Origin of the sequence: Lysinibacillus sp. NPDC097231, assembly GCF_044761885.1 — a bacterium.
Lineage (GTDB): Bacteria > Bacillota > Bacilli > Bacillales_A > Planococcaceae > Lysinibacillus.
On record NZ_JBIWDH010000001.1, the window covers coordinates 310,980 to 334,895 of the forward strand.

Consider the following 23,916-nt stretch of genomic DNA (forward strand, 5'->3'; position numbering starts at 1 on the left):
TGCTTAGACAACTAGTAAATATTCTAAAACGGATTGAATGACTCCAACTATACAAATAACAATATAGGCCGCACTTAAAATTAAAAATTGAAAGCGCCAAATTTTTATAAGTAGGGGTTTCACTTCAATTTCTTTTTTCGTTCGCCAATCGATATATGTAAAAATCATTGCCATCATTAGCGCTAGAATTACCAAAATCGCTCCAACATTAACACTCCAAAGCACACCAATCGCGAGCGGTACTGAAAAAAACAAGCACACTGTCGTGACATCCGATGCAGCCCCAAAAGCATGAGTGCCGCGAATTTTAACCTTTCGACCTATCACATAGACAATCGCAAAAAGGAGGATTGGACAAAAAATAATGATACTAATTATAATATGTAAAATATCTTTCAACGTTTTTCACCACTCTCTTCTATCGCAAGTACTTGGTGATATAAAGTACGCAAAGTAGGCAAATTATGACCATTTGCTAAAGCTTTTTCTAGAATTACCCCAACAATCGTCTCAATTTCACTTTTTTTCCCCTGCATCCGATCCGCTAGCATTGAAGATGTGTTTTCCGCTGTTTTTTCACATAAAACTATCACCTCTGAAAATGGTATAGATTGTTCTATGCCTCTAAAAGCATCTGTTAACTCTCGATAGATAGTTTGCATTAACAAAAACGCTTGCTTATTTGTTACTAACTCCCCATTCTTCACTTGCAAAACAGCCGTTAACGGATTAATCAAGCTATTGAATACAGCTTTTCCAAATAGCATTTGTTGTGCATTATCTACCAATTCAACTGGATACAAAGTATTTTCTAGTAGTAGCAACTTGTTGAATACATCACTACGCCCTCGTTCTATCGCAATTTTACAAACCCCAACACCTCTATGTTGAACCGTTGACTGATCTATCATTTGAGCGCCAAACGCCACAGAGCAAAAGGCAATAGTTTTTTGTGGCAATCGTAGCGCTTCATCAAAATGAGCTAAGCCGTTTTGCATAAACAGCAACGGTACTTGGCTTGATAACGCTGACAGCTGTTCGTATAACTCTTGTAATTGACCATATTTAACCGCAACCACTATTAAATCTTGTTGTGGTAGCTCCTTTAATTGTGTTGTAGAGGCTACCCTTTGAACTGTTTTTGTTCCATCAACATTCATTCTTGTTAAATATTTTTCATTAAGTTCATCTACCTGCTCTTGTCTTCTTGCAACCAACGTCACAAACATACCAGACTCAGCTAAAAAACTGGCCGTTAATTGACCAACAGCACCAGCACCAATAACTGCTACATTCATATCACTTTGACACCTCCCACATTACAAAGAGTCTTCTCAATAGGAGAAAACGTCCTTTTAATAATAGTTCTATACAAAAAGCACATGTTTTATTTTGCTCACTTTACAGAAGGAGGTGCCTTAGAAAAAATTTCTAAGGCACCTCCTATCCAGGTTCTTCTATTATACAGGATTGACTGATCGTTTACGATAAGATATCGTTTATTTTACCAGATTATGTTTTCATTCTAGTTTATATTTTTTCTAAGTAAGCTTACTCTTCAGCACTTTTCTCATTTACGATGATTTTCTCATTTTAATCTTTCATTAAAGAATAGCCTTGTTGCAACCATTTCACTAGTTTATCATGCTCATTTTGTAATTCACGGTGCCTAATTTCAAGACTTTGATAAGCCTCTGTTAATTCATCAAAACTTGTTAATGCCAATTTTAAATGGCTTCGCATCGATTGTTGCGGTTGATTTCGCACAGCTAGTAATGACTGACTATATTGCCCCCGCAACGTTTTATTCCACCGGAAACCACAGGCTTGTTTTGTACGGCCTAGTTCAATAGCAGCTAACTCAAAAGCTTCTAGCTGTGTTTTGCCATTTTGCACATTATGCAACACAATTTCTGCTAATCTTTCATCGTCTTCCTTTGTCCATTGATCTTTTCTTTTTTTCAATTCCATAATCTATCACCCTCGCATTTTTTACTACTATATGCAGTAGCAAGCAAAATAGAATCATCGAATTAAAAAAGACAGCGATTATGTTTTGCTATAATCACTGCCGTTATACATTATTTATTGTTCTTCTTTGTTAGGAAATTATTAACCGCCTCGTGATGAGCTTCACTTTCCCACAATTTAGCACATGTTCGCACTTCCTCCATAACTCGCTCATACATATTACGTTCACGCCATTTACGAAGCTCGATTTCTTTATAAGCTTTATGAACTGAAGGATGAATTTTACGCATATTTTCTATAAAATCATTCAACGCTTCTTCTTTTGAGCCTTCAAAAACACGCATAGCCCACCCAATTTCATATAGTAGTTCCGCTGAGTAGGGCTTCGCATCGACTAGCATCTTCATTGCACGATCATGGCGTAAGCCTCGTTCAAATAGGTATGTGCCGCCTCCCCAGCCGCTCGTAATTGCTAATGTCCCTTGTATAAAACCACACTTTGCATGACTGGCCACCAGACGAAAATCACAGGCCGTTGCAATCTCACAACCTCCACCAACAGCAGTTCCATTTATCAAGGCAATCGTTGGCACAGGTAGTGTTGCAAGGTCATATAATATTTCGCCCATCTTACTTAGCATTCCGAACGCCTCATCCTCAGTTTCAAGCGAATGGAACTCAGATAAATCTCCTCCTGAGCAAAATGATTTATCCCCAGCACCTGTCACAACTAAAAAACGCACATCATCATGATTTTGAATATATGTAATTACTTCTTGAAGGCCATCCATAACCTCATCATTAACAGCATTTCGCTTTTCTTCCCGATTAATGGTAAATGTCATGATACCTTCTTTGTTGTCAATTGTATAAGCCATACTATTTCCCCCTTTGTCCCGTTGGATAAATTGTATCACACAATTATTATAGCACTATATATCTTTTCATTATTAGCGAAAGATTCGGTCTTTTCGAGTCAAGAAAAAGGCTAGTAAAGAGCCATGGTCTCTCTACTAGCCTTCTAAGTGAGCAAACACTGTATTATTTGCTTACTACTTCTTTACCTTTGTATTGTCCGCAAGCTTTGCAAACACGGTGTGATAATTTCGCTTCACCACAGTTTGGGCAAGCTACCATACCAGGTACAGATAGTTTGAAATGCGTACGACGCTTTCTTTTTGCAGTTTTAGAAGTTCTTCTAAATGGTACAGCCATTGATGGCACCTCCTTACAGATCGTCTATTCGTCTGTTTGATCAAAATACTTAGCTAATTCAGCTAGTCTTGGATCCACTTTTTGTTCGTCAGCTTTTTTGTGTAGTTCAACGTCTTCATCCGTTGCGTAAGACCAATTTTTACCACCCTGCACCTGTCCTTCAGTATTCTCTTTGAACACTTGCAAAGGTACCTCAAGAAGTACTAACTCCTCGATCACTGGCTTCATGTCGATTACCTCACCATCAATATAGTGAATGTCACCGTCATCTTCCCCTCGTTTTTCTTCGTCAATCCAGCTGAATATTTCAACTGTCTCAACATTGATAGGAAACACAACATCTTCCCACGTGCGTGCACATGGAAGTGTTAACGTTGCAGTCACAGTTAACTGACATGTCATTTGCGATGCACCGAAAGTACATAGCCCTTTTACATGAATGGGCGAAATTGCTCGAATATCCTGGTTTCGCTCCATCACCTCGTCCAATTGGACATAGGCATCGATTGGCATCCCGTTTTGGCGGTATTTAGATAATTGATGAATTGACCATTTCATTCGTTTAATCACCTCGAGACAACACTGTTGATTATATAATGTGTAAAAATAGATGTCAAGATAATTTCTTGTCACCCCTTTAAAACCCACCTATAATTATATACTAAGAATTGCGTATTTGCTTCAAAACGTTTAATAAGCGCTAGACTCCAAAGCTTACTATGAACGCAAAGCAAATGATTACTGAATAAAAGGGGGCTTAATAATGAAAGCAGTCGGAGTAGTTGTAGAATACAATCCTTTTCATAATGGACATGCCTATCATTTGGAACAGGCAAAAAAAGTAGCACAGGCAGATATTGTTATCGCTGTAATGAGCGGAACATTTTTGCAGCGTGGTGAACCGGCCATGGTCGATAAATGGACACGCACAAAAATGGCTCTCTCAGGAGGAGTTGATATTGTTATCGAGCTACCCTATGTCTTTAGTACAGCACCAGCAACTGATTTCGCAAAAGGAGCGATTTTCTTACTTTCTGCAATTGGCTGTGATTCTTTTGCCTTTGGGAGTGAAGATGGTTCTATTAAACCCTTTATGAATACGTTCCAGCTCATTAACAATCATCGCACTGAATATGACAATCTGATTAAAGAAAGCCTCAAAACAGGCGTAAGCTATCCTAAAAGTCTACATTATGCCTATGAACAGCTTTCTCAAAAGTTTCCTGCTACATACATTGACTTGGCACAACCAAATAATATACTTGGTTTTCATTATATTGAGGCTGCCATGACATTAGGTAGTAATATAAAGCCTTTAACGATCCCTCGTATTGCGGCAGGATACCACGATCCATTGCAAGAAGGCGCGTCCATTGCTAGTGCCACAGGTATTCGCAAGGCCTTAGCATCAACCAGCGAACTACAAAGTGTACATGATGTTCTTCCCAAAGCATCATTTGATAATTTAGCTGATTGGTACGGAAAAAATCATAACTTTGCAAGTTGGGAAACGTTTTGGCCATTCTTACAGTTTACACTTATTCGTCATACGCCTAGCGAACTCCCTCGTTACGCTGAAGTAACGGAAGGCATTGAGAATGCCCTTATTAAGGCTGCAAAAACAAGTCATTCATTTAGCAGCTTTATGGAAAAAATTAAATCTAAACGCTATACGTGGACACGTCTTCAGCGTATGCTCACACATATTTATACCGGATTTACAAAGGAACAATTACACAGCTTCGATGCTCCATCTTATATTCGCTTACTTGGTATGAGCACTAAAGGACAAGCCTTTCTAGGAAAGTATAAAAAAGACATCACTTTACCTTTAGTCAGTCGTGTTGCAGCGACGGATGACGTTATGCTCGCAATAGATATTCATGTGGCAGAAGTTTACAATTCAAGCATAGAACAAGGAACAAAGATGTTAAGTCTTCCAAGAGATTATCAAACACCACCGATTCGTTTTTAAGTAGTATAAAATCACGAAAAGGATGCCAGAAGTGAACACTTCTGGCATCTTTGTTATTTTGGCTGTAACTGTTTTAAATATTCAATTGCATCATCAACAGTTTTAACAGGAACTATTTTCATTTTCGTACCAATTTCTTTCGCAGTTTTTACTGCAGTTACATAGTTAGACTCCAGATCAGAATATTTTGCTTTCATTTCCGAAGAAATTTCATCATCTGGCGCAAAGAAGATTTCCATGCCATCTCGATCAGCAGCAATGACTTTATAGTCAATACCACCAATTCTTCCAACTGAGCCATCAATCAGCATTTCTCCCGTACCCGCAACAGCATAACCTTTTGTTAAATCTTCTTCGAGTAGTTGATCTAAAATCTCTAGTGTAAACATAAGCCCTGCAGACGGACCACCAATATCTTCTGTTTCCATTGACACGTTCGGATTTGTTTCAATCGATTTACTTTCAGCATACGAGATACCTAAACCAGCTCTTTTTTCTTCCTCCCTAGGAATTTCCTTTAATGTAATCGTTACTTCTTGTTCTTTTTGATTCCGTATAAATTTAATTGTCGCCTTGTCTCCAAGCTGTTTTGTCTGTAACAAATCGACAAGCATCTGTTGGTTACCAATTTTTTGCCCATCTACTTCAATGATTTCATCACCAGCTTTTAATAGTCCCTCTGAAGCACCGCCATCCAGGACATTTAATATAAAAACACCGTTGAAGTGAATCGTTGTTTTAAGACCCGCTCTCCCAAATGCTACATACTTTGCATTGAATTGGGAATCGGACATTAGTTTAATCTGTCGAACATTATATTCTTCTTCATCTTCCAACGGATTTCGAACTTGGGTAATATCCATTATTTTCTGATATTTTTGAGTTTTTGCCCATAGATATGAAAAAGGCGTTGCTTGTTGCATTGCTACCGTCATTAAACTCATGGATCCTTTATCTTCTGTATGATTGTTTTCGACGGTAACAAATTTACTGACATCATATGCACTTCCGGGCTTCATAATATAAGCGTCTAGTCGGTATAACATTAAAAAACAAATAACGACTAATAACACTGCATAAATACTTATTTTTTTCTTCATTCAATAACACCTCCTAGGACGCTCGCAAAACCATACGTTCATGTTTTTGCCTTTCTTACATATATTGATTTTAGCATTTGCCTATGTGAATGACAAAAAGTTGAAACGAGTTGATAACATGTATGCGACAATTCAAATAGCGCTCTGCATAGTTCTTATTCTATTACTCTTATTATTCCCACAAACAGCACATCATGGAACCGATTTAGGTTTAACCCTTTTTATGGATGCGCTATTCCCTTATTTATTGCCTTATCTTATTTTAACGCAATGGTTGTTACGTTTAACGGCACCTATGCGAACAAAAACCAAAAGAGCTTCTTTATACGTACAAGCCTATATCATTAGTGCACTTGGGGGGTATCCAACTGGGGCAACAACAATTGTTTACTTAAAAAACAGTGGGCAATTACATCCAAAAGAAGCAAACTTTTTACTGGCTGTATGTCATGCACCCAGTCCGCTTTTTGTATTGGGTTTTGTAAGCCTTGATTTATTACACAGTAATACGTTCGGATGGATATTTTTATGTTTACTACATAGTTTTAATATTTGTTGTTTAATTACTGGTTATTTTTTATTTCGTAAAACTGATCCACCTAGCATTTCTATCCACAATACACCTTTGTATGCCGCACCTTTCTCAGAAAGCATAAAAGAAACAGCACCGACAATACTATTAGTGGGAACTACAATCATATTTTTCACTACCATCCAGACGATCGTACAACAGGGCTTAGATAAATTGATACCTAAACTCCCTCATACAGCTGAGCTATCCATAGCCGCTATTCTCGAAGTTACAAATGGTCTTAAAATGACCGTCACAGCCTTTCCCAATCTTTCACTTCTACCATTACTCGTTGTCATGTTGCTCACAATGCAAAGTATTAGCATCCATTTGCAAATTTTTGTTATTGCGAAATCGGCCAAGCTTTCCGTTCGACCATATATAAAATTCCGCCTACTTAGCATAATCATTGTACCGACTATTTATGCTCTTTTTTTCTTAAAATAACATAATCATCGTTGACCAAAAAAATCCAAAATGCAATTAAAGAGGATGCCTTAAAATAAGACATCCTCTTTGTAAATTATTTAGTAAATCCATACTTTTCTTTTAAGGCTCCTACTACACAAGTAGGAACAAGTTCGACGACATTACCACCGTATTTCGCTACCTCTTTAACAATGCTTGAGCTTAAGAACGAGTATTGATTTTTTGTCATGATGAAAAACGTTTCAATCGTTTCATCAAGAAAACGGTTCATCGAAGTAATTTGCATTTCATATTCAAAGTCTGAAACAGCGCGTAAACCTCGGACAATCGCCTTTGCTTTTTTTTCTTTAGCATAATCTATCAGAAGTCCAGATGAACTTTCTATGCGTACATTAGGCAATGCTTTCGTAACCTCAGCCATTAAAGCTATACGCTCTTCTACTGAAAATAATGGTTGCTTTGATGAATTATTTAAAACCGCTACATAAACTGTGTCAAATACATCTGCCGCACGTTTAATAATGTCTAAATGGCCAAATGTCACAGGATCAAAACTTCCAGGAACTACAGCAATTTTCTCTGACAACTTATTCTCCCTCTTCCTCTGCACAATGATCAATTTTGCCTTGACGTAATTGTAGCTGACGCTTCGCTTTCGCTACAGTAAACATGTGTTGCTGGTCACTCAGGCGTTTTCACAAGATGTGAAGTTCTTAACCTAAGTTCCTCTATTCAGTAGGTGTCTAGACACCCACTGAATGAAGATAAACCGATATAATCGTTCCGCCATATGTTTCTTGTCTTTTTAATACAAAGTCCCCAAAACTCTGTGGTAATTCTACCTCTTTTGCATGCTCACATAAAATGATGCCATTTTGTTGAACTTTATCATTATCAACTAGCACCTGCACTAAGTCATAATATTCTTTGAGATGATACGGTGGGTCTAAAAACACTAATTTAAACGTAATATCACGTTTTAATAGCGCTTTCACAGCACGCTTTGCATCTATACGAAAGAGCTCAGTACACTCCTCATAGCGACATTTTTTAATGTTTTCCTGGAGCACTTGGAATGCCTTTGCATCCTTTTCGATAAATACAGCGCGCTCAGCTCCTCTGCTTAAAGATTCGATGCCTAAGCCACCACTTCCTGCAAATAAGTCAAGCGCTATACCCCCATCAAAAAATGGACCAATAATATTAAAAATGGATTCCTTTACTTTATCTGTTGTAGGTCTCGTTGTGTTCCCTGCAATCGCCTTTAATGGCATTCCTTTTCGTTCTCCTGCTACAACTCTCATCTATGCAAATCACCGTACTTTCTGTTTCCATATAAAAGTTTTTTGCAGCGAAAGAAACCCTCCGCTGCAAAAAAATTATTCTTGTCCTTGTGTTAAGACTTGAATACGACCATCACTTTTTTGTAATTCTACTAAAAATAATCGTTGTAGCCAAGCTTCTTCAATGTAATAATGATTGGCAATTTTAACAATCGGTTGTGAAATAGTGGAGTATCTACGTTGATTAAATACGTAGAATCCTGGTTCTTTCGGGAATCGGAACGTGCGATTATCACCATTTACGTAATATCCATTTTTACCTTCACCAGCAGTATAACCTAGATATGGCAATAATGTATCCGCAGTATATAGTACTTGTCCTTGATAGAGAATAGCATCGACATCTTTTTTCAAAGTATCATTTACATAAACACTTCGCCCATCTTCAAATAATAGTGGATACGTACCATTTTCTTGGGCAGCATTTAATTTAAAGTAAGACGTTTTTGCACCTAATACCTCTGTTAAAAGCTCGTCCATTGTTGTTGGTGAAATTGGCTCTTCCCCAAGCTTATCCATAGCTTCCTGCCATGCTGATTTTTGGTTAGATGTCATATACTCTTTTAATGTCTTCACGATTTCCTTTGTTTTCTCCGAGCCTATAGAACCATTCACTAAATAGGAAGCCACTACTTCTGGCAACCATGTTGGAGAATCTTCAAACTTATATTGTGACTTTATTTGTGATAGTATAACTTCCTGCTCAACAGCCTGTGCAGTTAGTGTTGGTAAAAATAGTAGTCGATCATCATGTTCTTTTATTGGATTCTTTTCTTGAATAATAGCAATGTGTTGGTTATTTATAAACTGTAAATTTTCCAATGAAGTTAAAAAATCTTTTGAAATAGCTCCCTGTGAATAAATTGATAACACAGGTGTTTGTTGTTGTACCTTTAGATTACCCTTTTGCCAATAGATATCACGCACTGTACCATACCCACTAAACATTGTATAGTTAACAAGTGATAGTTGTTGCTGACCAATTAAAGGTAAGCCAGTTATCCATTGACCAACAATTTTATTATCTGTTGAAATATGTACAACTGAATACGAGGCTTCACCATTTTGTAATGTGGCGAAGACATTCTGGATGAGCATTTTATCTTTTAAGCCACCCTCAATAGGAACTATGTATGAAACAGATTGAGATTTAGTCTCTCCTTTTGCAAAGTAGGAAACTTCATCTGATAAACGATCACAGCTTTTTTCGTTTTCAATAAAGCAACTTGGGTTTATCGCATTTTCTGGCCATTTAATTTTCACCTTTTGGTTAGGTAAATTTTTAAAATGCTGTCGAATATCCAAGCTATTTTCGCGATAGACAATTTCTATCTCTTGTGAGTAATGGAACTCGCCATTGCCTGTTTCTAAGTCAGATGAATAGGCATGATATTGGAAAAATATAGTTCCCGTAATGATTAATGCTAGTATGGAAAAAAAACTGATTGCAAATTTCATGTGCTTGACCTCCCACAGCATGATACTATGTGTATTGGAAAGGATGTGCAAATTAATGCCACAACAATTTATAGAACTAGGTGAAGGCTATGGTGATGTCTATGAGCTACTTGAATTAGTGAGAACCAATCAAGACCGCTTCCATCAAGCCTTTATACTAACTTCCACAAAAGAAGAAAAAAATGTTGCCTCTTTAGCAGTCGCTTTAAAGCCGGTCGGCGAAAGTAAATTTATGCCGATTTACATTTGTCGAGAAGGCATCCCCTTTAATGAAGAACAGCCTTCAAAACGACAAAAAATGTTTGAAGAAAGTATAGAACAACTAGGTCGAAAAGCGGTTGTTGTAGAAATAAAGCACTCATCTATATTTTCGGAATCAAAACTATTTTATCAATACTTAATCGGAATAATGAGGCTTCATCACTATATCCCAGCATTAACATAATGCTATAGACCCGCTTTGTAGTCATATTCCTTCGCTTTATCTGGTTTTGCATTTTCATACTCAGTTTTAACGAAGGGACGATAAGACTCCACAACGTCTTTCACAAATGGAAGGCGTTGTAGTTTTGTTGTCATCATCTCTATTTCTTCTCGATCGCAATAAAGCACGACGTATTTTTGCCTACGAGAAATATAAAGAACGTGACCATATTTTCGAAGAGACTTCGCATGTTTTAATTGATGGACGTAAACGATTAGCCCTTGTCGTTCGTTCATATAATACTCCCTCATTTCTTACATAAAAGAATACCATAGACCGGAAAATGATAGCAACAGAGTTTAGCTGACAGAACGCTCATTTTTCCGTTATAATGGAAAAGCATACAACGTTGATTAAGAGTTTTACATTCACTTATGCAAGTTAATAGAATTATTAGTTTAGACGTCCATAGTCAGAACTTCTCTGATTTTGTTTGCTCGTTGATTCAAATTCAAAAGTGAATTCGCCAGAACCTTTTATCCCGCATAAACGGGTAGTAATTTATCTGTACCGAAAGCGAAGCGTCAGGTACAAGACTCCTACTTCAAGATTTATGTGAAGTAAAAATATAAGTGGGAGATCACCCGTAAAAGCTCGATTGAGGCCAACACGATGTTGGTCACACAAGCGTTTCCATAGGATGAGGAGTACTTAGCTTGTGTTCCTCTATAACAATCAGTGGTAGATGAAGAAAACCCCCACTGGTTGAAGTTTCACTTTATATCTTTTTAATTGTTAAGGAGGACGAATATGGGTAAAAAAACGAAGATTGCACTTGCAATCGCAGCGGCAAGTGCAGCTGCTTGGGCAGGTAGTAAAGCTATTTCTAAACCTCAACAACGTGAAGGTAAACAAGCATTACAATTTGATCACCCAATTATTCTCGCACATCGCGGCGGTGCGCATATAGCACCTGAGCATACAATGCCTGCGTTTGAAAAAGCCGCGCAATTAGGCGTAGATGGCTTTGAAATAGACATTCGCTTAACCAAAGATGAAGAAATTATCGTTTTCCATGATGATACTGTTGATCGTACGACAGATGGCTTCGGTCTTGTTGCAGATATGACTTTAGCAGAAATAAATGCATTAAATCACGGCTATCAATTTGAAAATGCTGATGGAGAATTTCCTTATCGGAACGAAAAATTAGACGTTGTAACATTACGTGAACTATTAGAAACTTATCCAAATATGTTGGTAAATATTGATATTAAGGATGCACCAGATACGTATGAAGGAAGCTTAATGCCTTCTAAGCTATGGCGTTTAATAGAAGAACTTGGGGTAGAGAACCGAGTAGTTGTCACAAGCTTTTACGGAGAGCAGATAGATCGTTTTAATTTATATGCTCAAAATCAAGTAGCGCTAGGTGCAGGTGAATCAGATGTTCGCAAAGCATTCGCTTCTTTCTCAAGCCAATTTGGACATTTATATCACCCAAAAGTAGATGTATTCCAAATACCACCAAAATCAGGTGTTATTACATTGGATTCACCGAAGTTTATCCAGTTTTTAAAAAATTTAAATATTCCTGTTCACTATTGGACAATTAATGACGAGGCAACAATGAATAAATTGATTCGCAATGGTGCAAAAGGGATTATCACTGATCGACCTGATATTGCTGTAGAATTACTACAAACGCAAGAATAAGAGTATAGTTTTCTTTCATATTAAAAGGTAAGGGCTATATACAAAATGCCCTTACCTTTTATGTCTAGCCTTTGATCAATTATTGTAAATGCTGCAGTACTACATCTGTGACATCACGCAATGTCGCGGTGCCTCCCAAATCTGCTGGTTTAATGCCTTGTGCTAATGTTGCTTCAATCGCCGCTAGCACTCTTGTGCCAAGCTCATGGTAACCTAAGAAATCAAGCATCATTTTCCCTGTCCAAATTTGTCCAAGCGGATTTGCAATCCCTTTTCCTGCAATATCTGGAGCAGAGCCATGAACTGGTTCAAACATGGATGGATATTGTCGTTCAATATTTAAATTTGCTGCTGGAGCAATTCCGATGCTACCCATAATAGCACCACCTAAATCTGTTAATATATCACCAAATAGATTTGATGCAACGATGACATCAAAGTTTTCTGGTTTAATCACTAAAAAGGCAGCTAACGCATCGATATGATTAGATACTTGTCCTATGTTGTCGTAATCTTTACCTACTTGTGCAAATACTTCATCCCAAAAAGGCATACTGTAAGTAATTCCATTGGATTTTGTAGCACTTGTAACATGCTGACGGCGAGTTTTCGCCATTTCAAATGCATATCGCATTGCACGTTCTGTACCCTTTCTTGTAAAAATAGCATTTTGGATGGCAACTTCATCCTGTCCACTATGTATTCTCCCGCCACTCTCAGCATATTCTCCTTCTGAGTTTTCACGCACAACAACAAAATCAAAGCCATTCGGGTTACGTAAAGGTGAAGTTAATCCTTGGAGTAGCTTTGCTGGACGTACATTGATAGATTGCTTCATCTCACGGCGAATTTTAATAAGTAGCCCCCATAACGAAACGTGATCAGGAACTAAATTAGGCATACCAACCGAACCTAAGAAAATTTGATCGTACCCTTTCAATATTTCAATTCCATCATCAGGCATCATTTTCCCCGTCTCTAAATAATAGTCACAACCCCACGGAAATGTTGTCCACTCAAATTGAAAGCTACCGTCTAATTCAGCGGCTTTATTAAGAACTTCTATCGCTGCTGGTACAACTTCTTTACCAATTCCATCCCCAGGTATCACGGCAATTCGATAAATTTTCATCTGTTTGTCCTCCTTAAATTTCAACATTGCTTATTCAATTACTATACATTTTTTCATAATCAATTTCGCCTTGGCGTAATTGCGTCCGGATTTTGAATTGTACTATTTGTAGGAAGTTAACCTAAAACCGTCACTTCCTGCAGAGGTGGGAGTCTTCCGTATTTGCCGCTGTCACTATGCTTTCGCGCATAAAACATTTGCCGCTGTCGCTATGCTTTCGATACAAAAAACATCTGTTACTGTCGCACAGTAAACATTGGCTGAATAAAGATAAATTACCTCTTTTATGCGGATAAAAAAATAGAAGAAGTGTCGCTGACACCCCTTCTTTTTATGCAGAACATGAACAAGAACCACCTGAGCCACATCCACCACCACAGGAAGAACCGGATGAAAAGAACGGATTACTTACAGGAACTTTTACAGCTTCTGAAACAGTTTTACCAATAAGTAGGCTTATCTCATCAAGTAAATCTTGAAAATCGTTTTCAGCAATTTTTAATGCCGAAACCTTTTCATTTAAATCGAGCGCGCGCTTTTGCTGACGAATCGATTTCATAATTGTATGATAGTCCGGATGATATTTTCCGAAACGTTGTACATCTTCGTACTGCTCTTTCATGCGATTAAATGCGTAAATAGCTTCAACCAATTGGGCATCGCCATAAACAGCGTCATACGCTTGTTGTAGCACTTTCGCAGTCTCAGAGGAAAGGATCATCTTACAAAGCGCATCGGCCTCATCTAAAACGATTACCCAGTCAGAGGTCATCATCATTTTTAATTCCCCCAATCTCTTTCCCATCATAACAGATTTTGTGGTAATTTTACATTATTGATATTTTAAATAAAGGAGTTTTCTAATTGGCAACATCATCCAAAGGACAAATAGAAGAATTACTTGCAGATATTTTACAGGACAGTACAGCTGAAGATGAGGAAGTTCTACTACATCTATTATCTGGACTACGCGATAAACAACGTGGTATTCATCGACGTTATATTAATGCTACCTTACATATGGTGGGTAAATTTGAGCCCGATGTCAGTGAGGTTCGTATTCCAATTACACCGGTTATCCATAATACCATTAAAGTCCCACACGGAGGGATTATAGCAACAATTGCGGATGCAGCAATGGGAGGACTTGCGTCGCGTTCGGTACCAGAAGGCTATAATGTTGTCACAACAAATATTAATGTCTCTTTTATTGCTACAACAACCAACAAAGAACTAATCGCTCGTGGACGTTTCGTACATAAAGGACGTCAAACACTTGTGATGGAATGTGATATCGAGGATGAGACTGGACGAAAACTTGCTATAGCTACTGGCTCTTTCTTTGTCATTCAACGCCGTCCTCAGTCATAAGATTTAGAAAATAATCTAAAATACATTGTTGATCGGAAAAAGGGAATTTTTGATTCTTGATTTGTTGGGTCTGTTCATGCCCTTTTCCGGCAACAAGTACAATATCACCTTTTTCTGCCTTGGCCAATGCCTTATGAATAGCAACCCTTCGATCTAGATAGATTTCATAATATTGCTGCTCAGTAAAGCCTGCAATAATACTCTCATTAATTAAGATAGGATCTTCATCACGTGGATTATCGGTAGTTAAAAAAATGACATCCGCATACTTACTAGCAACTGCCCCCATCGCAAAACGTTTTGCCTTATCTCGATTTCCCCCACAGCTAAAGACAAGGTATAGGGTTTTTGAGTGATCAAAAGTTTGTAAAACGGCCTGTAATGCTTCGGCAGTATGCGCGTAATCTACATATACATCAAGGCCCAATGGATTGTCTATTTTCTCAAGTCTTCCTTCTGGCAACTTTAATGACCACATATGCTCTGCTATTTCATCTATGGAGATTCCTAGTCGCCATACAGCCATTAATGCAGCTACTGCATTTTGCACATGATATTTGCCGATAAAAGGAATTTCGACAATATGCTCACTCGATGATGTTTGTAAACAAAGTACCGTTTTTCCAATTGATTCACTGACTATCTGGATATGTAAATCATTATGATTATCAAAGCCAAATGAGCAAGATTTTTTCTTATCGTATATACCGACAGAACGGCAGAAATTATCGTCTCCATTTAACACTAGCTTTTTTGATAAGTCTGCTAACCTTTTTTTCGCACGCTTATATGCATCCAATCCTCCATGATCTTCTAAATGGTCTTCTGATAAATTTAAAAATACACCACAATCAATATCGCAATGATCAAGTCTATGTTGCTGTAATCCCATCGATGAGGCTTCCAAAACAACATGTGTAACACCATTTCGCACACAATTTTTTAAAATCGGATGCAACTCTTTTGCCTGCAAAGTCGTTAATTGCTCATATGCTGTTTGTTGTTTCTGTCCATTGATGAAAAATCCCACAGTTCCAATAACGGCTACATTTTTATGTAATGCCCTTAACAATTGGCTCACAAAATGGCTTACTGTTGTTTTACCATTTGTCCCTGTAATTGCAATTACGGTTAATGCTTCTGCCGGAAAAGCCGCAAGCTTCGCACTCGCATACGATAAAAATAAGGATGTATTCGGAACCCAAACAAAAGGAATATTTTGATCCATATTAGGTAATGAAATACTCTCCTCTGATACAATGGCAACAGCACCTCGAGCTAAGGCTTCTTTTACAAAGCGACTTCCTGATGTTTTCTTCCCCTTTCGTACAATAAAAATATCTCCAGGTTTTACCGCCTGCGCATAGTCCTCAACGCCCGTAATATTAGTGCGAATGGATCCTCCAGTTACGCTACATGGCCAGTCTTTCAATAACTCAGATAATTGCAACTCTCATTCCCCCTTTCAGTTCTCTATCATATGACGGCATTTGTAATGGTGTGACGAAAAATGTAGATGCTCTGTGTTACAGTGGTCTACTATCCTGCTCATTTTATTTCGCATACTGATGGTTGAGAATTCGGTCATTAAAACATGAAAAAAAACTGAAGACAAGCTTGATTTTGCCAAGCTAATCCTCAGTTTCTTTATTGTGATACATCTACTGGTTCCGTATATACTGGTTCCTCAGAGTCTTTATTCTCACTGTCCAGTGTCTGAGGAGAAGGTTCTATAAATACTTGCGTATAATAATTTACAAAAACACCCGATCCGACTTTCGAATAACTAGCATTCAAAATAACTTTTCGATGCTCTGGAGAGTTGAGCCAACCATGCATAGCTTCAATAGCATCAAAGTAAGCAGTTGCAAGATTCTCATTCGCCTCACTATATTCGATGCCTTGTGTTTCTAGCCTCTTTTTTAAATCTCCATTTGTGGGCGATTCATGACCTAGAAAATTTTGAACTTTCATATCTTCACTATGCATTTTTGCTACCTCTTCTATTGACTTATCAATAACTAATGGAGGTAGATCATGATGAGCCCTTGCTACATTTATCAAATCGTCAAGCTGTGCAGCACTCGCTACATTGATTTCCTGTTGTAAAAAGGAGGAGGGTGGAGTTTGTATAACGAGCTCACCTTGATAAGTCATATCATAAGGTTGATGAAGAACGAGTGTCTCACTATCTGTAAAGCGTATCCCTTGAAGCTCACTCGTTTCTCTATCTATATAAAGTTGTGCAAAAAGCCCATCGAATTTCACAAGCAATCGTGTCTGCATATCTTCTTCACTCATCGAGAAAACGAAAATATTTTCATCTACATTCGCAGCTACTTCATAATCAATAAGTGTCATTCGATAAATTTCATCACGCATCTGACCAACCTTAAAAGGAGAAGCATCTAAATCTTCACCAGCTATGTAAACTTGTGTTACAATATTATTTTGAACGCCCACCATAAAAAATGTAGAAGCACTTGCATTATAGATCCACCATTCATATCCAAAAGGCGATGGTTCCTTTCGTGCAGGTTCACCATATTGTTTCAAAACTGCTTGTACCCCTTGACCGATCAATGTTGACATACCACTTTGTGGTCGTGTCATTGCCCCTACTTCAGGCTGTTTTAATTCCGTTTTTGGAATAATATTAGATTTAGCATTCGGTCCTTCAAGTGGCTCATTTTCCCGCGGTGTATTAAAAAACATAAAGCCGATCAACGCAATAGCAGCACATGCCATAAAAATGCGAAATAAAGCTTTCATACATGACTCCTTTTCATCACCATTATTGTAAGTAATTATATCAATTGTAATTGGGTTGACACAATGTTGTCATTGCAACAATGTCGAATATGCTCTATTATAAAAATGAGCGTATACTATGTACGAGAACCTAAAGGAGGATTATAGATGTATTTTGAAAATACTAACCTTGAAAATTTAACAGCTGATCAAGAACTTATTGTAAGCGTCATGAAAAAAAATGGTTTAGAATGTGATGGCGGCTGGGACTACGAACGTATGACATTTGATAAGCGTTTCGATACTCGTGAAGGTCGCTATTACCTACGTGTATTCACATATGCAAAATCAGGTGATGTTGGTGCACACGACGCAATCCTAACATTAATGAAACCAGCGCTTGGTAAATACTACTATCCACATGGTGTTGAATATGGCGATGATGAAGTTTACCCAGCACATCTTGTAAAAAAATGCGAAGAAATCTTAACAAAAGTTAAATTAGACTTAGATGCTTTTAAAATTCAAGCGTAATTTTAGATAGTTATATCACGGAGCATGCATGTCGATTTAACATTGGAATCATTTTATAATTTTATCTGTCAGACGGTGACAGGACAGAATTGACAAGAGTGTGTAGTGTAATAACTATATCTGAAAAGACTGGTGGTCCAGTCTTTTTTATTTTGAGTAAAAATATTATTTCTCCTCATACTAACTATATCTTTTACATGATGTAGGTGAGATAAATGTTAGAATTCTTCAAACGGCCCTTTTTTCGCCACCCTATAATTGTTATAGCTATCGGATTTGTCACTCTCTGGTTTATATCTTTATCATTACCAATACTCCTTGCCTACGTAACTGCATTATTATTAGAGCCTGTCATAATACGAATCAGTAAACGATTCCGGAAAAAACGTAAAATTATAGTATCCATTTTTTTTATATTCTTTTTAAGTATGACATTACTATTATGTTTTCTTGTAATATTTATAAGTTGGAAACAATTTTCAACATTTATCATTCATATTCCAGAGTACCTCAATCAACTTTCAGCACTATGGATTCAAATGCAATCCAAGCTTTCCAATTACACCTATCATTTACCATTAGATCTTGTTATTCAAATTCAACTTATGATTGCCCGAGCACTGTCTTCAATTGAGACTTTTGCACTTTCGTTAACAAACGTGAATGTTTGGTCCTCTTTACTCACGTATATACCTACACGTTTGTTTGACATTTTTGTTTATTGGATTGTGTTATATACGCTTCTTTTAGAACTACCAAATATCAACAGAAGGATATTAGCGCCTATTTCCTTTCACCACCATCAAAAAATACTATTTATCGGACAGCGTGTGAAACTTGCTTTATTTGGTTTTATTAAAGCTCAATTTTTTGTTGGAATTTGCATTTTTGTCATAGCTTTTGGATCCTTTTTTTTACTTAAAACACCATTCCCACTTATATTAGCACTTTTATTAGTCGTTTTAGATGTCATTCCTTTTCTAGACTCATTTATGTTACTTTTACCTTGGGCAATATACAAAGTCTTTACAGGAGAATATGTCCTTGCTGTCGTCCTAGTCATCCTAACTATCGTACTATTTTTAGTTCGACGAATGATTGAGCCTAGAGTTATCGGAAATAAGATCGGCCTTTCTTCACTTACAACTTTTATTGCCATGTTTATTGGGTTTAAAATATTTGGGTTTCTAGGTATTTTAATTGGCCCTTTACTCATTGTCGTTGTCATTTCTCTATTTAATCAAACATCCATAAAAAATCTCCCACCTTCTCGAAAATAAGGAGGGAGATTTTTATTTAAAAGCCTAGAATTGCTTTTATAACAGATGTTGTTTCACCTGGTTCAAATATTACATACAGTAACATGTATACTAAAACTCCGGTAATAGCTACGAAGAACCAAATAATACTTGTAATCGGTCCAATACGACGATGAAGCTTAAGATTAGTTTTTAAACCAGAGATGATGCTGACAATACCAAATACCGCTCCCACTGTCGCAAGAGTAATATGGAAAATTAAGAAGAAAGTATAATATGGTTTTAAATCTTCTCCACCACCAAATGCTGTGTTGCCTATAAAGACTGTACGTGAAGCATAAATGATAAAGAAGATTAGCGCGGCAATACCTGCAGCAAGCATTACTTTTTTATGAGCCTCTACTTTTCTTTTTATAATTAAGCCCCATCCAATAGCTACAAGTACAGCACTAATAACGATGAATGATGTACTTATAGTAGGCAAAATTTGCAATTCCATTTACAAAACCCCTTATTCAAATTAAATTTCTATTTTACAATTAATGTTGCTGTTGACTTTCCAATTTCATTTGATGCGCTTTTAATGCATCCGCCGTAATTTGATCAGGATTCTTTTGCTCTGAACGATACCATTTTGTAAAGATAGCCCCAAGTAAAACACCGAAAATCAACTCTTGCAATATCTTCATTAGAACGCCACCTAATTGTTGATCCTCAACAGGCGCCATATTTGTAAAAAGCTCTGGTCCTGATAAAGACAAACCAGATAATGTAGAAGCTGGTACACAAAGTTCCATTGCTTTTAGCCAAGCCTCACCATTTGTATATGTTTCATACATCGCGTCTGGTGCGAAAATAATTAATGCACATGCAGGGGTAATTAATACCGCGTTAGCAATTATATAGCCTAACTTATACAAAGGCTTCATTTGTGGCTTATTTGGTATCTTTTGAATCAATGGCCAGTACATTAAAACAGCAGAAACAAATAATACAAATGTATATGTACCATGTAATGTTTCATTTAATTTAATGTAATCTAATACATCAGGTAAATGATAGAAAGAAAATAGACCAATAAACATGAATACGGCAACTACAGGTAATGTAAATACTTTAAATAGTGATCTAACTACTGGCGCTTCAATCGCAACTTTCCACACCCACCAAGGAATCCCCTTAATTAAGAAAATCGGTACAAGTAACAAAAGTAAAGCCATTTGCACCATATGCATCGTAAACATAATATGCGCCATGATATCTATTGGAGATCCTTTAATAATATAAATCGTTACCATTGCTAGTACAAAATAAATTGCCTCTCCTTTTTTCAGAGGCTCACTTACTTTAAAATCCTTACGCCACTTTGTTGTGACTAAAAAATAGATGATTGTTATGAAAACAAGAACCCCTATTAAATATGGGCTCCATAAAGCTTGGAAACCAAATATACTAAGTGGCATACAGAACGCACTCCTTTAAACTTCAGTACTCCTATTATAGAACGCTTACAGCGATACTGCAATGAACGAAAGGTGAACAAAATACTGTCTATAGTTTACTGTTGTTCACACAACATGTTGGTCGGAAGTTGGATGTCGATAAAAATTAGAAGTTGGACGATACAATGTGAAAGTTTATCGATAAAACTCAAAAGTTGGGCGATAATCCATGAACTGTTCCGATAAAATTGCCAAGCTATTTCAATGGACCCTAATTTAAATGACACAATAGAAAAAGAAAAGCACGTTCCTACTGAAAGTAGAGAACGTGCATCTTTGGTGATTACCACCAAACAACTGTTAAAAATGCTAAGAAGAATGTAAATGCGATTAATATACCCATCCACATAAAGAAGCCAATTACACCACCGAAGTGTGTTTTTTTGTCTTCTAAGTGCATGAAAGCGTAAAGTTGAAGAACAACTTGAACACCAGCAAGCAATAAAATAAGCGGTAATATTAAGTATTTAGAAAAATCAGCTGCAACTACAGCGAATGCGATAAACGTAAAGAAAATCATAATCGCAAAGTTGATAACTTGTTTACGCATATGAACGGCATTATGATGACGATCATGTTCGTATTGTGCCTGAGACTTAGCAACTATAGGTGTATCGTGTGATGACATATTATCCGATCACTCCCATCAAGTATACTACTGTAAAGATAAATACCCAAACTACGTCGATAAAGTGCCAATATAAAGCAGCTACGAAGAATTTAGGTGCATTGTATAAGTTAAGACCACGTTTAGCATTACGCATCATTAACGTTGCAATCCACACAAGTCCTAAAGTTACGTGGAAACCATGTGTACCAACTAACGAATAGAATGCTGTTGCGAATGCAGATTGGTTAAATGTGAAACCAAGGTGTACATAATGTTGGAACTCATAGATTTCAAGACCTAAGAATCCAAGACCTAATACTAATGTAATCGCTAACCATGTTTGCATACCTTTAAAGTTAAAGTTACGCATATGATAAATTGCATAAACTGAAGTTAGAGAAGATGTTAAAAGTAACATCGTCATTGCAAATGCTAAAGGTAATTCAAATAAACCTTGTGTTGTGAACTCCATGCCAGCTGGCCCTTTGTTCTTAAGCGCTAAGTAAGTAGCGAATAAACTTGCGAAAAGTACAACTTCACAGGCAAGGAAAATCCAGAAACCAACGACTTTATTTTTTCCTTCCATCGTAGCCTGTTCAGGATGATCTGGCCAAGTATGAGGAGTAAATTTAGTATTGAAATCCATTATTTATTTCCTCCTTTGCCATAAAGATGTTCTTCAATTTCAAGAATTTCTTCTTTGTGTAAGTGGAAACCGTGGTCGTCCTTAATAGAACGGACAATCATAGCACCAAATGTAATTGCAAGACCACCAATTAAAATATAGATTGACCATGGTTTATCTGGATCTGGATTATAAAGAGCACCGAATGCTGCGATAAACATACCTATAGAAATAACGAATGGGATCGCTGAGTTATTTGGCATATGAATATCACCTAGCGGCTCAGCAAATGTAGCTTCTGTATTTCCTTCTTGTTTTTCAATCCACCATGGATCTAAACCACGTACAAGTGGTGTTTGACGGAAGTTATAGAATGGAATTGGTTGTGGAATTGACCATTCTAATGTACGTCCATCGCCCCATGGGTCGCGACCTGCTGGTTTGCCTTTGATTGACATTAAGCAGTTGATTACCATTAAGATAACCCCTACACCCATCATAAATGCACCGATTGTAGAAATAAAGTTGAACTGATCCCAACCTTGACCTTCCATGTAAGTGAATACGCGACGTGGCATACCCATTAAACCTAAGAAATGTTGAACGAAGAACGTTAAATGGAATCCGATAAAGAATACCCAGAAAGTAATTTTTCCAAGCGTTTCGTTTAACATACGGTTGAAGAAAATTGGCCAGTAGAAATGCGCTGAACCGAATAAAGCTGTTACGATACCACCTACGATTACGTAGTGGAAGTGAGCAACGATAAAGTAAGAATCGTGTAGTTGGTAGTCAATAGGTGCAGATGCTTGCATTACCCCTGTAACACCACCCGCAACGAATGACGGAATGAAACCAAGTGCATAAAGCATTGGTGTTGTAACTTTAATTGATCCGCCCCAAATAGTTAAGATCCAGTTGAATACTTTCATACCTGTTGGTACAGCAATTGCCATTGTTGCAACTGCGAAGATTGCGTTTGCTGTTGGCCCAAGACCAACTGTAAACATGTGGTGAGCCCAAACCATGAACCCTAAGAAACCGATTAAAATCGTTGCGAATACCATTGAAGAGTATCCGAATAAACGTTTACGAGAGAACGCTGGAATAATCTCAGAGAATAAACCGAATGCCGGTAATACTAAGATATAAACCTCTGGGTGTCCGAAGATCCAGAATAAGTGTTCCCAAATAATTGTGTTACCACCCATAGTATGGTCAAAGAAGTTACCGCCAAACATACGGTCAAATAACATCATTAATAAACCAATTGTTAGTGGAGGGAATGCGAATAAAATTAATGCACTTGATACAAGCGAAGTCCAAGTGAATAATGGCATACGCATGAATGTCATACCTGGAGCACGCATTGTAATGATCGTAACGATAAAGTTAAGACCTGAAATTAATGTACCTGCCCCTGAAATTTGTAAACCAAGAACATAGAAGTCAATACCATGCCCTGGAGAATATAAAGATAATGATGCATAAGAAGTCCAGCCCGCATCAGGTGCGCCACCCATAAAGAATGACAGGTGAAGGAATACTGCACCTAGGAAGAATAACCAGAACCCTAAAGAGTTAAGGAACGGGAATGCTACGTCACGTGCACCAATTTGTAATGGTACAAGCATGTTCATAAATGCGAATAGTAATGGAGTCGCAGCTAGGAATAACATCGTCGTTCCGTGCATTGTTAATAATTCATTGAAAAAACCAGCTGATACGAAATCGTTATTTGGTTTCATTAACTGAATACGCATTAATAACGCTTCAAAACCAGCGATAGCAAAGAACAATGTTCCGGCTAATAAATACATGACTGCTAACTTTTTATGGTCAACAGTTGTAATGTAATCCCAGACAGTTGCTCCAAAGCCCTTTTTCTGTGTGTATGAGCTCACAACTTTTACCTCCCTCAAAGTTTGTT

General features: G+C 37.3%; 27 protein-coding genes. 7 read left to right on the plus strand and 20 right to left on the minus strand.

What is annotated here, in order from left to right:
* Window positions 1–3: 3 nt before the first annotated feature.
* The 6 genes from ACIQXF_RS01540 to ACIQXF_RS01565 form a co-directional block, all read right to left on the minus strand.
* Window positions 4–399: a DUF3397 domain-containing protein gene (locus ACIQXF_RS01540; RefSeq protein ID WP_402778128.1), complete on the minus strand. Its 396-nt coding sequence runs from the start codon at window positions 397–399 to the stop codon at window positions 4–6.
* On the minus strand, window positions 396–1,298 hold the full coding sequence (locus tag ACIQXF_RS01545) for a ketopantoate reductase family protein (RefSeq protein WP_402778131.1): 903 nt from the start codon (window positions 1,296–1,298) through the stop codon (window positions 396–398). Before ACIQXF_RS01545 ends, ACIQXF_RS01540 begins: the two co-directional genes overlap by 4 nt.
* Window positions 1,299–1,593: 295 nt before the next feature.
* A complete protein-coding gene (locus tag ACIQXF_RS01550; protein WP_402778134.1) occupies window positions 1,594–1,971 on the minus strand; it encodes a transcriptional regulator in 378 nt (125 codons plus the stop codon).
* 110 nt (window positions 1,972–2,081) lie between these two features.
* Window positions 2,082–2,849 carry an enoyl-CoA hydratase/isomerase family protein gene (locus ACIQXF_RS01555; protein ID WP_402778137.1) on the minus strand — a complete coding sequence of 256 codons (768 nt, stop codon included), beginning with the start codon at window positions 2,847–2,849 and terminating at the stop codon, window positions 2,082–2,084.
* 163 nt (window positions 2,850–3,012) lie between these two features.
* Complete coding sequence (rpmF, locus tag ACIQXF_RS01560; protein ID WP_010858320.1) at window positions 3,013–3,186, minus strand: 50S ribosomal protein L32; 174 nt, start codon at window positions 3,184–3,186, stop codon at window positions 3,013–3,015.
* A gap of 24 nt (window positions 3,187–3,210) precedes the next feature.
* Window positions 3,211–3,744, minus strand: a complete 534-nt coding sequence (locus ACIQXF_RS01565) for a YceD family protein (protein ID WP_402778139.1) — start codon at window positions 3,742–3,744, stop codon at window positions 3,211–3,213.
* Between the two features lie 205 nt (window positions 3,745–3,949).
* On the opposite strand from ACIQXF_RS01565, the gene ACIQXF_RS01570 reads away from it, so the two are divergent.
* Window positions 3,950–5,161 carry a nucleotidyltransferase gene (locus ACIQXF_RS01570; protein ID WP_402778142.1) on the plus strand — a complete coding sequence of 404 codons (1,212 nt, stop codon included), beginning with the start codon at window positions 3,950–3,952 and terminating at the stop codon, window positions 5,159–5,161.
* Between the two features lie 53 nt (window positions 5,162–5,214).
* Here ACIQXF_RS01570 and ACIQXF_RS01575 read toward each other — a convergent pair whose 3' ends face one another.
* Window positions 5,215–6,261: a SepM family pheromone-processing serine protease gene (locus ACIQXF_RS01575; protein ID WP_402778145.1), complete on the minus strand. Its 1,047-nt coding sequence runs from the start codon at window positions 6,259–6,261 to the stop codon at window positions 5,215–5,217.
* A 118-nt stretch (window positions 6,262–6,379) separates the two neighbouring features.
* Here ACIQXF_RS01575 and ACIQXF_RS01580 point away from each other — a divergent pair, with 118 nt between their 5' ends.
* Window positions 6,380–7,279 (plus strand): hypothetical protein, encoded by a 900-nt coding sequence (locus tag ACIQXF_RS01580; protein ID WP_402778148.1) that lies wholly within the window; start codon window positions 6,380–6,382, stop codon window positions 7,277–7,279.
* Between the two features lie 76 nt (window positions 7,280–7,355).
* Here ACIQXF_RS01580 and coaD read toward each other — a convergent pair whose 3' ends face one another.
* From coaD to ACIQXF_RS01595, 3 genes are all read right to left on the minus strand, one after another.
* Complete coding sequence (coaD, locus tag ACIQXF_RS01585) at window positions 7,356–7,847, minus strand: pantetheine-phosphate adenylyltransferase (RefSeq protein WP_402778151.1); 492 nt, start codon at window positions 7,845–7,847, stop codon at window positions 7,356–7,358.
* A 157-nt stretch (window positions 7,848–8,004) separates the two neighbouring features.
* Window positions 8,005–8,565, minus strand: a complete 561-nt coding sequence (gene rsmD, locus ACIQXF_RS01590; protein WP_402778154.1) for a 16S rRNA (guanine(966)-N(2))-methyltransferase RsmD — start codon at window positions 8,563–8,565, stop codon at window positions 8,005–8,007.
* A 75-nt stretch (window positions 8,566–8,640) separates the two neighbouring features.
* Entirely contained in the window at window positions 8,641–10,062 is a 1,422-nt protein-coding gene (locus tag ACIQXF_RS01595; RefSeq protein WP_402778157.1) for an RNA polymerase II, read from the minus strand.
* Window positions 10,063–10,117: 55 nt separating this feature from the next.
* Between ACIQXF_RS01595 and ACIQXF_RS01600 the strand changes: the two genes are divergently transcribed.
* Window positions 10,118–10,507, plus strand: coding sequence for a DUF7147 family protein (locus tag ACIQXF_RS01600; RefSeq protein WP_402778160.1), 390 nt, complete (start codon window positions 10,118–10,120; stop codon window positions 10,505–10,507).
* A gap of 2 nt (window positions 10,508–10,509) precedes the next feature.
* On the opposite strand, the gene ACIQXF_RS01605 is transcribed toward ACIQXF_RS01600, so the two are convergent.
* Window positions 10,510–10,782: a YlbG family protein gene (locus tag ACIQXF_RS01605; protein ID WP_402778163.1), complete on the minus strand. Its 273-nt coding sequence runs from the start codon at window positions 10,780–10,782 to the stop codon at window positions 10,510–10,512.
* Window positions 10,783–11,296: 514 nt separating this feature from the next.
* Here ACIQXF_RS01605 and ACIQXF_RS01610 point away from each other — a divergent pair.
* On the plus strand, window positions 11,297–12,202 hold the full coding sequence (locus ACIQXF_RS01610; protein ID WP_402778166.1) for a glycerophosphodiester phosphodiesterase family protein: 906 nt from the start codon (window positions 11,297–11,299) through the stop codon (window positions 12,200–12,202).
* Between the two features lie 79 nt (window positions 12,203–12,281).
* On the opposite strand, the gene ACIQXF_RS01615 is transcribed toward ACIQXF_RS01610, so the two are convergent.
* Window positions 12,282–13,334, minus strand: a complete 1,053-nt coding sequence (locus ACIQXF_RS01615; protein ID WP_402778169.1) for a tartrate dehydrogenase — start codon at window positions 13,332–13,334, stop codon at window positions 12,282–12,284.
* Window positions 13,335–13,665: 331 nt separating this feature from the next.
* A complete protein-coding gene (locus ACIQXF_RS01620) occupies window positions 13,666–14,112 on the minus strand; it encodes a YlbF/YmcA family competence regulator (protein WP_402778172.1) in 447 nt (148 codons plus the stop codon).
* An 86-nt stretch (window positions 14,113–14,198) separates the two neighbouring features.
* Between ACIQXF_RS01620 and ACIQXF_RS01625 the strand changes: the two genes are divergently transcribed.
* The gene (locus ACIQXF_RS01625) at window positions 14,199–14,705 is read left to right on the plus strand and encodes a PaaI family thioesterase (protein WP_402778175.1); all 507 of its coding nucleotides are present in this window, start codon (window positions 14,199–14,201) and stop codon (window positions 14,703–14,705) included.
* Here ACIQXF_RS01625 and ACIQXF_RS01630 read toward each other — a convergent pair.
* A complete protein-coding gene (locus ACIQXF_RS01630; RefSeq protein ID WP_402778178.1) occupies window positions 14,680–16,155 on the minus strand; it encodes a UDP-N-acetylmuramoyl-L-alanyl-D-glutamate--2,6-diaminopimelate ligase in 1,476 nt (491 codons plus the stop codon). The genes ACIQXF_RS01625 and ACIQXF_RS01630 overlap by 26 nt on opposite strands.
* 197 nt (window positions 16,156–16,352) lie before the next feature.
* Window positions 16,353–17,477: a CAP domain-containing protein gene (locus ACIQXF_RS01635; protein ID WP_402778181.1), complete on the minus strand. Its 1,125-nt coding sequence runs from the start codon at window positions 17,475–17,477 to the stop codon at window positions 16,353–16,355.
* 147 nt (window positions 17,478–17,624) lie between these two features.
* On the opposite strand from ACIQXF_RS01635, the gene ACIQXF_RS01640 reads away from it, so the two are divergent.
* Window positions 17,625–17,990, plus strand: coding sequence for a YugN family protein (locus ACIQXF_RS01640; RefSeq protein WP_402778184.1), 366 nt, complete (start codon window positions 17,625–17,627; stop codon window positions 17,988–17,990).
* A gap of 215 nt (window positions 17,991–18,205) precedes the next feature.
* Complete coding sequence (ytvI, locus tag ACIQXF_RS01645; protein WP_402778187.1) at window positions 18,206–19,270, plus strand: sporulation integral membrane protein YtvI; 1,065 nt, start codon at window positions 18,206–18,208, stop codon at window positions 19,268–19,270.
* A gap of 16 nt (window positions 19,271–19,286) precedes the next feature.
* On the opposite strand, the gene ACIQXF_RS01650 is transcribed toward ytvI, so the two are convergent.
* From ACIQXF_RS01650 to ctaD, 5 genes are all read right to left on the minus strand, one after another.
* Window positions 19,287–19,748 (minus strand): DUF420 domain-containing protein, encoded by a 462-nt coding sequence (locus tag ACIQXF_RS01650; RefSeq protein ID WP_402778190.1) that lies wholly within the window; start codon window positions 19,746–19,748, stop codon window positions 19,287–19,289.
* 40 nt (window positions 19,749–19,788) lie between these two features.
* Window positions 19,789–20,712 (minus strand): cytochrome c oxidase assembly factor CtaG, encoded by a 924-nt coding sequence (gene ctaG, locus ACIQXF_RS01655; protein WP_402778193.1) that lies wholly within the window; start codon window positions 20,710–20,712, stop codon window positions 19,789–19,791.
* Between the two features lie 322 nt (window positions 20,713–21,034).
* Window positions 21,035–21,379: a cytochrome C oxidase subunit IV family protein gene (locus tag ACIQXF_RS01660; protein WP_402778196.1), complete on the minus strand. Its 345-nt coding sequence runs from the start codon at window positions 21,377–21,379 to the stop codon at window positions 21,035–21,037.
* 1 nt (window position 21,380) lies between these two features.
* Window positions 21,381–22,007, minus strand: a complete 627-nt coding sequence (locus ACIQXF_RS01665) for a cytochrome c oxidase subunit 3 (protein WP_402778199.1) — start codon at window positions 22,005–22,007, stop codon at window positions 21,381–21,383.
* The gene (ctaD, locus tag ACIQXF_RS01670; protein ID WP_402778202.1) at window positions 22,007–23,890 is read right to left on the minus strand and encodes a cytochrome c oxidase subunit I; all 1,884 of its coding nucleotides are present in this window, start codon (window positions 23,888–23,890) and stop codon (window positions 22,007–22,009) included. The genes ACIQXF_RS01665 and ctaD overlap by 1 nt, the downstream gene beginning before the upstream one ends.
* Window positions 23,891–23,916: the final 26 nt, after the last annotated feature.